Source organism: Streptomyces durbertensis (assembly GCF_014156695.1).
Lineage (GTDB): Bacteria > Actinomycetota > Actinomycetes > Streptomycetales > Streptomycetaceae > Streptomyces > Streptomyces durbertensis.
In genome coordinates, this window is record NZ_WMLF01000225.1 from 1 (window position 1) to 8,418 (window position 8,418).

Consider the following 8,418-nt stretch of genomic DNA (forward strand, 5'->3'; position numbering starts at 1 on the left):
GCCCCGCACCGTCCCCGCCTCACGTGCGTGGGCAGCACCGGGGGCACTCGCAGAGCGGCCAGTTCGGGGACGGCAGTGGCGCCAGCTTCTCCGAACTGCGGATGACCCGCGTGGCGCTCCACGTGCGCCCGCTGTCCCGTGAGACCCGGAGGGTCAGCAGCGGCTCCCCCGGACTTGTGGTCTTCTCGTCGCTCACCGGTGCCCCTCCGGATGCCGACGGATGAGGACGTTGCAGTCGGTGACGGTGGTCAGGTCTCCGACGGCGCGGGCCCGCCCCCGCAGGGCGGCGAGTTCGCCGCATCCCGCGCACCCTGGGACGGGCGTCGGTTCCAGTGCCAGGTCCAGCCGCAACGGCAGTTCAACCGGGGGCGTGCCGTATCGCGTCACTTCAGTCATGTTCTTCAGCGTGCGGCGGGAGTGGATCTAGAGCGAGCGGCCACGTGTCGGCCATCTGTCGGCCAGACTTGAGCTATGGGGAGCAGCATCGGGGCCAACATCCGGCGGGAGCGTGAGCGGCACGGGTGGAGTCAGTCCCGCTTGGCGCGGGAGGTCTGCCGGCTGGCTGGAGTCATCGGAGAACCGGTGGGTCGGCAGGAGATCAGCCGTTGGGAGACCGGAAAGCGCAAGCCCCGCGAATGGCTGCCGCTTCTCGCCGCCGCGCTCGGGGTCCCTGTCGACGCGCTCACGGGGGCAGGCACGCCGCCGGAGCCGCCCTTGCCGTCGCTGGACGACTACCTGCCTGAGGGCGATCCGCTCGCCCCTCTCACAGCCCGCCGGGGGCGGCGGGTCGGGGTGGACGCCGTCCGGGATTTGCAGCAGCGCGTGCATGGGCTCAGGCTTGCCGACGACGTGATTGGGGGGCGTGACCTGCTGCGTCCGGCTCTTCGTGAACTCCGTTCCGCTGTAAGGGTTTACCGGGAAGGCACCTTCACTGAGGTGGTCGGCCGGTCTCTCTTGCAGGCAATCGGGGAACTCGCCCAGATCGCCGGGTGGATCGCCAGCGACGCCGGTCAGCACGACCAGGCCGAACGGATCTATCGGCTCGGTTTGTCGGCAGCGCGTACGGCAGGGGACACGACGCTGGCGGGCAATCTCCTGGGTTCGCTGGCATACCAGCGGATGAACACCGGGGACGTCCGGGAAGGTCTCACCATGGCCCGTGCGGCGTTGGAGAACGCTCACGACGCGCCTCCACGCGCGCGTGCCCTTTACCTCGATCGGGTGGCGTGGGCTCACGCCAAACGCGGGGAAGCGCAGGAAGCGATGCGGGCGGTCAACGCCGCCAGTGACGCACTTGCCGGCCACGGCGGGGAGGACGAACCCGGCTACCTCTATTGGGTGGATGCCGGAGAACTCCAGGTCATGGAGTCCCGCGTCTACACCGAGCTGCGCCGCCCTCTCCGCGCCGTGCCGATACTGCGAGAGGTTCTGTCCCGGTACGACGCAACGCATACGCGGGAACTCGCCTTGTACCTCTCGTGGCTTGTCGTCGCACTCGCGGATGCCAACGAGCCGGAGGAAGCGGCGGCGACGGCGGAACGCGTCGTCGCTCTGTCCGCAGACGTGTCCAGCGAACGCACGGCGGAGCGTGTGCGGGTCGTACTCACTCGGCTCGAAGAGTTCCGAGACGTGCCTGAGGTGCGCGCCGTACTCGACAGCGCCGCGTAACCCCCCGTGGAGGAGTGACCGTATGGCGCGTGTTGAGTTCTACGACGATCCGAGGGCGCCCAGGCCTGACAGCCTGGTTGTGGCGGCTTCTGCCGTTGTCGTCGACGAGGCGGGGCGCGTTCTGATGCAGCGGAGGCGGGACAGCGGGCTGTGGGCGCTGCCGGGCGGCGCCATGGAGGTGGACGAGTCCTTGCCCGGGGCGGCCGTGCGGGAGGTCAAGGAGGAGACGGGCCTGGACGTGGAGATCACGGGGTTTGTCGGGACGTACACCGATCCCCGGCACATCATCGCGTACAGCGACGGTGAGGTGCGTCGGCAGTTCAACGTGTGCTTCGTAGCCCGGCTCCTCGGCGGCACGCTGGCCGTCTCGGAGGAGAGTACGGAAGTGCGTTTCGTGGCGGTGGAGGAGCTTGGCGCGCTGCCGATGCATCACACGCAGCGGTTGCGGATTCGGCACTTTCTGGAGGGGCAGGCCGCGCCCTACCTCGGGTAGCGGCACCGGAAACGCGTCAGGTGTCGAAGCGGTGGCGGGAGGCTTCGATCTCGTGGAGGTGGCGTTGGGTCCATTCGCAGAGGCCGTCGATCGTGGCGCGTAGGGCGCGGCCGGGTTCGGTGAGGGTGTACTCGACCTTCGGTGGCACGACCGGGTGGACGGTTCGTTCGAGCAGGCCGTTGCGTTCGAGCATGCGGAGGTTCTGGGTGAGCATCTTGTGGCTGATGCCCTCGACCCCGTCCCGCAGTTCGCTGAAGCGCAGGGTGTGGTCGCCGAGTGCCTCGATGATCAGCAGCGCCCACTTGTTGGCGATGTCCGAGAAGATCTCCCGGGCCAGGGAGTCCGCGCGGCGCAGGTCCGCGTTCTCGGGCAGGTCGGCGGCCTCGGCCTTGGTAACCATCGGGTGCCCCAGTCACTAAAAAGTGCGTTCTTCCAGGTCAGGAGAAAGTTTCTTACGGTTTCCCAGTAACCGCAAGAAACCAGGAGGGCGGAAGCATGACCGTGACGCTGATGGATTCCGACGGACTTCCGAAGGTGGGGGCCTACCGGCAGGTGGCGGTCGCGACGGGGACGCGGCTGGTGTTCATCGCGGGGCAGGTGGCCTGGGACGCCGAGGGCACCACCGTGGGGGTCGGCGACCTCGCCGCGCAGGTCGAACGCTGCTACCTCAACGTCGCCACCGCGCTGGCCGAGGCCGGCGGCACCTTCGACGACGTGGCGAAGGTGAACGTCCACGTCGTCGACTGGACGCCGGACAAGATGCCGCAGCTGATGGAGGGAATCGGGCGGGCGGCCGAGAGGCTGGGGACCACCGCCGCCCCGCCGGCGACCCTCTTGGGAGTGGCCGCGCTCGACGTGCCGGAGCACCTCGTGGAGATCGAGGCGGTCGCGGTTCTCGCGTGAGCGGCGGTCGCTTTCCGGTGGCGCCCGCGGCGCCTGGCGGGCCCCGGTCCGGGGCCCGCCAGGCGCGGTGGGTCAGAGGCCGGCGGCCTTGCGGAGGGCGTCGGCGCGGTCGGTGCGCTCCCAGGTGAAGTCCGGCAGCTCACGGCCGAAGTGGCCGTAGGCGGCGGTCTGGGCGTAGATCGGGCGCAGCAGGTCCAGGTCGCGGATGATCGCGGCCGGGCGCAGGTCGAACGTGTCGGTGATGGCCTGCTCGATCTTCGCGACGTCCGTCTTGGCGGTGCCGAAGGTCTCCACGAACAGGCCGACCGGCTCGGCCTTGCCGATCGCGTACGCGACCTGCACCTCGCAGCGCGAGGCGAGACCGGCGGCGACGACGTTCTTGGCGACCCAGCGCATCGCGTACGCGGCGGACCGGTCCACCTTGGAGGGGTCCTTGCCGGAGAAGGCACCGCCGCCGTGACGGGCCATCCCCCCGTAGGTGTCGATGATGATCTTCCGGCCGGTCAGACCGGCGTCGCCCATCGGGCCACCGATCTCGAAGCGACCGGTCGGGTTCACCAGCAACCGGTAGCCGTCGGTGTCCAGCTTGATGCCGTCCTCCACGAGCTGCTTCAGCACGTGCTCCACGACGAACTCGCGGATGTCCGGGGCCAGCAGCGAGTCCAGGTCGATGTCGGAGGCGTGCTGCGAGGACACCACCACCGTGTCGAGACGGACGGCCTTGTCACCGTCGTACTCGATGGTGACCTGCGTCTTGCCGTCCGGCCGCAGGTAGGGGATCGTGCCGTTCTTGCGGACCTCGGTGAGCCGGCTGGAGAGCCGGTGCGCCAACGTGATCGGCAGCGGCATCAGCTCGGGCGTCTCGTCGCACGCGTAGCCGAACATCAGGCCCTGGTCACCGGCACCCTGCCGGTCCAGCTCGTCAGCCTCTCGCTCTGCGACGGCACCCTCGACCCGGGACTCGTAAGCCGTGTCGACACCCTGGGCGATGTCCGGGGACTGCGCGCCGATCGAGACCGACACGCCGCAGGACGCGCCGTCGAAGCCCTTCTTCGAGGAGTCGTAGCCGATCTCCAGGATCTTGTCCCTCACCAGCGAGGGGATCGGCGCGTACGCCTTGGTGGTCACCTCGCCGGCCACGTGCACCAGGCCGGTCGTGATGAGCGTCTCCACGGCGACCCGCGAGGCGGGGTCCTCCCGGAGCAGCGCGTCGAGAATGGTGTCGCTGATCTGGTCAGCGATCTTGTCAGGATGGCCCTCGGTCACGGACTCCGAGGTGAACAGGCGGCGGGACACATCGCTCCCTGGGGTTGCAGCGGCTGCTGGCTGATCATGGGTGGACCGTTCAGGGGCTGCGCCCTGGAGCAAACGATCCTCGGACAGTTTATCCGTACGCACTACAGCGACGGTCAAGGGTTTCTCGCGGAACGGACACACGGCAACAACCTGCAAAGGCGCGCCAAGGTGGACAAAAGGCCTCCGCGAGGCCTCCGCGCCGGGCCGAGGGCGGGTCGCGGGCGCCGGGTGACGGGTTGGTCACACCGCGCGCCGACCGCCGGTCAGGAGCCGGGCGGCGGCGACCAGCGCTGGACGACGAGGTCCCACACGGTGTCGGCCAGTTTCTCCTTCGGGCCGTGGGAGACCGGCACCTCGGTGCCGTCGGCGGCCAGCACGATGGCCTCGTTGTCGGTGGAGCCGAACGTCTTGTCGGCGCCGACCTCGTTCACCACCAGCAGGTCGCAGCCCTTGCGGGCGAGCTTGGCGCGGCCGTTGGCGAGTACCTGGTCGGTCTCGGCGGCGAAGCCGACCACCAGTTGGCCGGCGCGCGGCCGGTCGGCGGAGATCTCGGCGAGCACGTCCGGGTTGCGCACGAGGGCGATCGGCGCCGGTTCCTCGCCGTCCCGCTTCTTGATCTTGCCCTCGGCGTAGCGGACGGGCCGGAAGTCGGCGACGGCGGCGGCCATCACCACGGCGTCGGCGTCGGCCGCGGCCTTCAGCACGGCTTCGCGCAGCTGGAGCGCGGTGCCGACGGGCACCACGGTGACGCCGGCGGGGTCGGGCAGGCTGGTGTTGGCGGCGACCAGGGTGACCCTGGCGCCGCGGGCGGCGGCGGTGGTGGCGAGCGCGTAGCCCTGTCGGCCGGAGGAGCGGTTGCCGAGGAACCGCACGGGGTCGATCGGCTCCCGGGTGCCGCCGGCGCTGACCACGACGTGCCGGCCGGTCATGTCGCCGGCGCGGGCGGGGCCGCCGGGCGCGCCGCCCGCCGGGCGTCCGGCCAGGGTGCGCAGGCAGACGTCGAAGATGTCGCCGGGGTCGGGCAGCCGGCCCTTGCCGGTGTCGGCGCCGGTCAGCCGGCCCACGGCCGGTTCGATCACCACGGCGCCGCGGCGGCGCAGGGTCTCGACGTTCGCCCGTGTGGCCGGGTGCTCCCACATCTCGGTGTGCATCGCCGGTGCGAAGACCACCGGGCAGCGGGCGGTGAGCAGGGTGTTGGTGAGCAGGTCGTCGGCGAGGCCGTGGGCCGCCTTGGCGAGCAGGTCGGCGGTGGCGGGGGCGACGACCACCAGGTCTGCGCGCTGCCCGATGCGGACGTGCGGCACCTCGTGCACGGACTCCCACACCTCGGTGCCGGCGGGGTGGCCGGAGAGGGCGGACCAGGTGGCCTCACCGACGAAGTGCAGCGCGGAGGAGGTGGGCACGACGCGGACGTCGTGGCCGCTCTCGGTCAGACGCCGCAGCAGCTCGCACGCCTTGTAGGCGGCGATGCCGCCGCCGACGCCGAGGACGACCCTGGGCTTGTCCATCGCTCCCTCTCCCGCGGCCGCTCGGCTCGCGGCCGCCGCTGTGACGTCTGTGACACACCACGGGCCCGGCAGTCGCGCTGCCGGGCCCGTGGTGATCGTTTTGTGTGCGGACCCGCGGCCGGGCGGGCCGTGGACCCTGGCGCCTACTGGGCCGGGGCGTCGATGGCCTCGGAGGTCAGCAGGCCCGCGTTGATCTCGCGCAGCGCGATCGACAGCGGCTTCTCGTGGACGTGCGTGTCCACCAGGGGGCCGACGTACTCGAGGAGGCCCTCACCGAGCTGCGAGTAGTAGGCGTTGATCTGACGGGCGCGCTTGGCGGCGTAGATCACCAGGCTGTACTTCGAGTCGGTGGCCTCGAGCAGTTCATCAATCGGCGGGTTGATGATGCCCTCGGGCGCGGTGATGGAAGAGGACACGCTCTGCCTTCCGATGGGGTTGAAGATCAATTGATACGCATCAAGGCTAGCAGCTCGGCGGCCACGTCCTCGACGGAGGTGTTGACGAGGGTGGTGTCGAACTCGGGCTCGGCGGCCAGCTCGGTACGGGCGGCCGCCAGGCGGCGCTCGATGACCTCGGGCGACTCGGTGCCGCGGCCGGTGAGCCGGCGGACCAGCTCGTCCCAGCTGGGCGGCGCGAGGAAGACCAGCTGCGCCTCGGGCATCGACTCGCGGACGAGCCGGGCGCCCTGGAGATCGATCTCCAGCAGGACGGGCTCGCCGGCCTCCAGCCGGTCGAGCACCGCCCGTCTGGGCGTCCCGTAGCGGTTGCCGGCGAACTCGGCCCACTCCAGCAGCTCCCCGTTGGCGACGAGCTTGTCGAACTCCTCGTCGTCCACGAAGAAGTACTGCACGCCGTGCCGCTCCCCCGGGCGCGGCTTGCGGGTGGTGGCCGAGACCGAGAGCCATACCTCGGGGTGGACCGTGCGTAGATGGGCGACGACCGTGCTCTTGCCGACCCCGGAGGGTCCGGAGAGCACGGTCAGCCGCGGACGTTCACTCATGCAGCGATTATCCCGGTTTCTTTCGGGTCCTGGGACCACGGGGCACCGCGAGGGGTGCCCCGGCGGTCCGCGACGGCCCGGAGGTCACGCGCCGGTGCTGCCGAACTCCCGCTCCAGGGCGGCGATCTGGTTGGAACCCAGGCCCCGGACGCGGCGGCTCTCGGAGATGCCGAGGCGCTCCATGATCTGCTTGGCGCGGACCTTGCCGACGCCGGGCAGGCTCTCCAGGAGAGCGCTGACCTTCATCTTGCCGATGACGTCATTCTCCTGACCCTGCTTGATCACGTCGTGGAGCGAGGCACCGGAGTGCTTCAGCCGGTTCTTGACCTCGGCGCGCTCCCGGCGAGCCGCGGCGGCCTTCTCAAGCGCGGCTTTGCGCTGTTCAGGGGTAAGGGGCGGAAGAGCCACGCCTTCGTCACCTCAGATTTGAACGGTCGGATACATGGATCGTGTGGAGCCCAGGTGTGGAACCTAGTGGCCCCGCACCTGCGGAGCAACGAGCCACGCGTTGGTCGCGTCGCTCACGTCGGAGACTAGCGCCACACCAGGCCTCCAGTCAGCGAGAACAGCGGAAAAGTCCTGGTCAGCCTTGACTCGACCAGGACTTTTCCGGACAAAGCACAGCACTGTCAAGCCCTCGGAACGGATCGCTGTATCGACCATCCACTCGGAAGGGGCCTCGGGCGGCGTCCTTCCGGGCGCCGAGCGGGCCCCCGAGCACTAGCCGAGCGCCCCCGTCAGCTCCTCGACGGCCGCGTCCGCGGCCTCCCTCAGGGCCGCCGCCGAGGGGCCGGCGCGCAGCACCCCGCGGCTGATGGACGGCACGACGTTGCGTACCGACTCGCCGAACACCTTCGGCAGGTCGGCGGCGGTCGCGCCCTGCGCGCCGATGCCCGGCGCCAGCAGCGGGCCGTTGACGGCGAGGTCCGCCCCGGTGTCGCCGAGCGTCGCGCCGACCACCGCGCCGACCGAGCCGAGCGGGTCGGCGCCGGCGTTCTCCCGCGCGATCCGGTCGAGCACCGCCTGGGCGACGGTGCCGCCGCCGGCCGTGATGGCGCGCTGCACCTCCGCGCCCTCCGGGTTGGAGGTCAGGGCGAGCACGAAGACCCCGGAGCCGGCCGCCTCGGCCGCCTCCAGCGCCGGCCGCAGCGAGCCGAAGCCCAGGTAGGGGCTGACGGTCACCGCGTCGGAGAACAGCGGGCTGGACGGGTCGAGGTAGGCGGCGGCGTACGCGGCCATCGTGGAGCCGATGTCGCCCCGCTTGGCGTCCATGAGCACCAGCGCGCCGGCGTCCCGGGCGTCGGCGACGGCGCGCTCCAGCACGGCGACGCCCCGCGAGCCGAACCGCTCGAAGAACGCCGACTGCGGCTTGAGCACGGCGACCCGGTCGGCGAGCGCGTCGACGACCGTGCGGGTGAAGCGTTCGAGGCCGACCACGTCGTCCGTCAGGCCCCAGTCGGCGAGCAGCGCGGCGTGCGGGTCGATGCCCACGCAGAGCGGGCCCCGGCTGTCCATGGCGCGGCGCAGCCGGGCTCCGAACGGGACGACGG

At 70.8% G+C, this 8,418-nt stretch carries 11 protein-coding genes; 3 read left to right on the top strand and 8 right to left on the bottom strand.

Annotated features, from left to right (window positions below):
• Window positions 1-192 precede the first annotated feature (192 nt).
• Window positions 193-396: a hypothetical protein gene (locus tag GL263_RS15865; RefSeq protein WP_182856372.1), complete on the bottom strand. Its 204-nt coding sequence runs from the start codon at window positions 394-396 to the stop codon at window positions 193-195.
• A 75-nt stretch (window positions 397-471) separates the two neighbouring features.
• Here GL263_RS15865 and GL263_RS15870 point away from each other — a divergent pair, with 75 nt between their 5' ends.
• Complete coding sequence (locus GL263_RS15870; RefSeq protein ID WP_182856373.1) at window positions 472-1,668, top strand: helix-turn-helix transcriptional regulator; 1,197 nt, start codon at window positions 472-474, stop codon at window positions 1,666-1,668.
• A 22-nt stretch (window positions 1,669-1,690) separates the two neighbouring features.
• Entirely contained in the window at window positions 1,691-2,161 is a 471-nt protein-coding gene (locus GL263_RS15875) for an NUDIX domain-containing protein (RefSeq protein ID WP_182856374.1), read from the top strand.
• A 16-nt stretch (window positions 2,162-2,177) separates the two neighbouring features.
• On the opposite strand, the gene GL263_RS15880 is transcribed toward GL263_RS15875, so the two are convergent.
• Complete coding sequence (locus tag GL263_RS15880) at window positions 2,178-2,561, bottom strand: winged helix-turn-helix transcriptional regulator (RefSeq protein WP_182856375.1); 384 nt, start codon at window positions 2,559-2,561, stop codon at window positions 2,178-2,180.
• 95 nt (window positions 2,562-2,656) lie between these two features.
• Between GL263_RS15880 and GL263_RS15885 the strand changes: the two genes are divergently transcribed.
• Complete coding sequence (locus tag GL263_RS15885; protein WP_182856376.1) at window positions 2,657-3,064, top strand: RidA family protein; 408 nt, start codon at window positions 2,657-2,659, stop codon at window positions 3,062-3,064.
• Window positions 3,065-3,136: 72 nt separating this feature from the next.
• Here the strand turns inward: GL263_RS15885 and metK are convergent, their stop codons facing one another.
• From metK to pyrF, 6 genes are all read right to left on the bottom strand, one after another.
• The gene (metK, locus tag GL263_RS15890) at window positions 3,137-4,360 is read right to left on the bottom strand and encodes a methionine adenosyltransferase (protein WP_182856377.1); all 1,224 of its coding nucleotides are present in this window, start codon (window positions 4,358-4,360) and stop codon (window positions 3,137-3,139) included.
• A gap of 263 nt (window positions 4,361-4,623) precedes the next feature.
• Window positions 4,624-5,868, bottom strand: coding sequence for a bifunctional phosphopantothenoylcysteine decarboxylase/phosphopantothenate--cysteine ligase CoaBC (coaBC, locus tag GL263_RS15895; RefSeq protein WP_182856378.1), 1,245 nt, complete (start codon window positions 5,866-5,868; stop codon window positions 4,624-4,626).
• A 143-nt stretch (window positions 5,869-6,011) separates the two neighbouring features.
• Window positions 6,012-6,284 (bottom strand): DNA-directed RNA polymerase subunit omega, encoded by a 273-nt coding sequence (gene rpoZ, locus GL263_RS15900; protein WP_143646758.1) that lies wholly within the window; start codon window positions 6,282-6,284, stop codon window positions 6,012-6,014.
• A gap of 26 nt (window positions 6,285-6,310) precedes the next feature.
• Window positions 6,311-6,868: a guanylate kinase gene (gmk, locus tag GL263_RS15905; RefSeq protein WP_182856379.1), complete on the bottom strand. Its 558-nt coding sequence runs from the start codon at window positions 6,866-6,868 to the stop codon at window positions 6,311-6,313.
• Window positions 6,869-6,952: 84 nt separating this feature from the next.
• Window positions 6,953-7,276 carry an integration host factor gene (locus GL263_RS15910; protein WP_143646760.1) on the bottom strand — a complete coding sequence of 108 codons (324 nt, stop codon included), beginning with the start codon at window positions 7,274-7,276 and terminating at the stop codon, window positions 6,953-6,955.
• Window positions 7,277-7,588: 312 nt separating this feature from the next.
• Window positions 7,589-8,418, bottom strand: an 830-nt coding sequence (pyrF, locus tag GL263_RS15915; protein ID WP_228456542.1) for an orotidine-5'-phosphate decarboxylase, incomplete at its 5' end; no start/stop codon positions are given.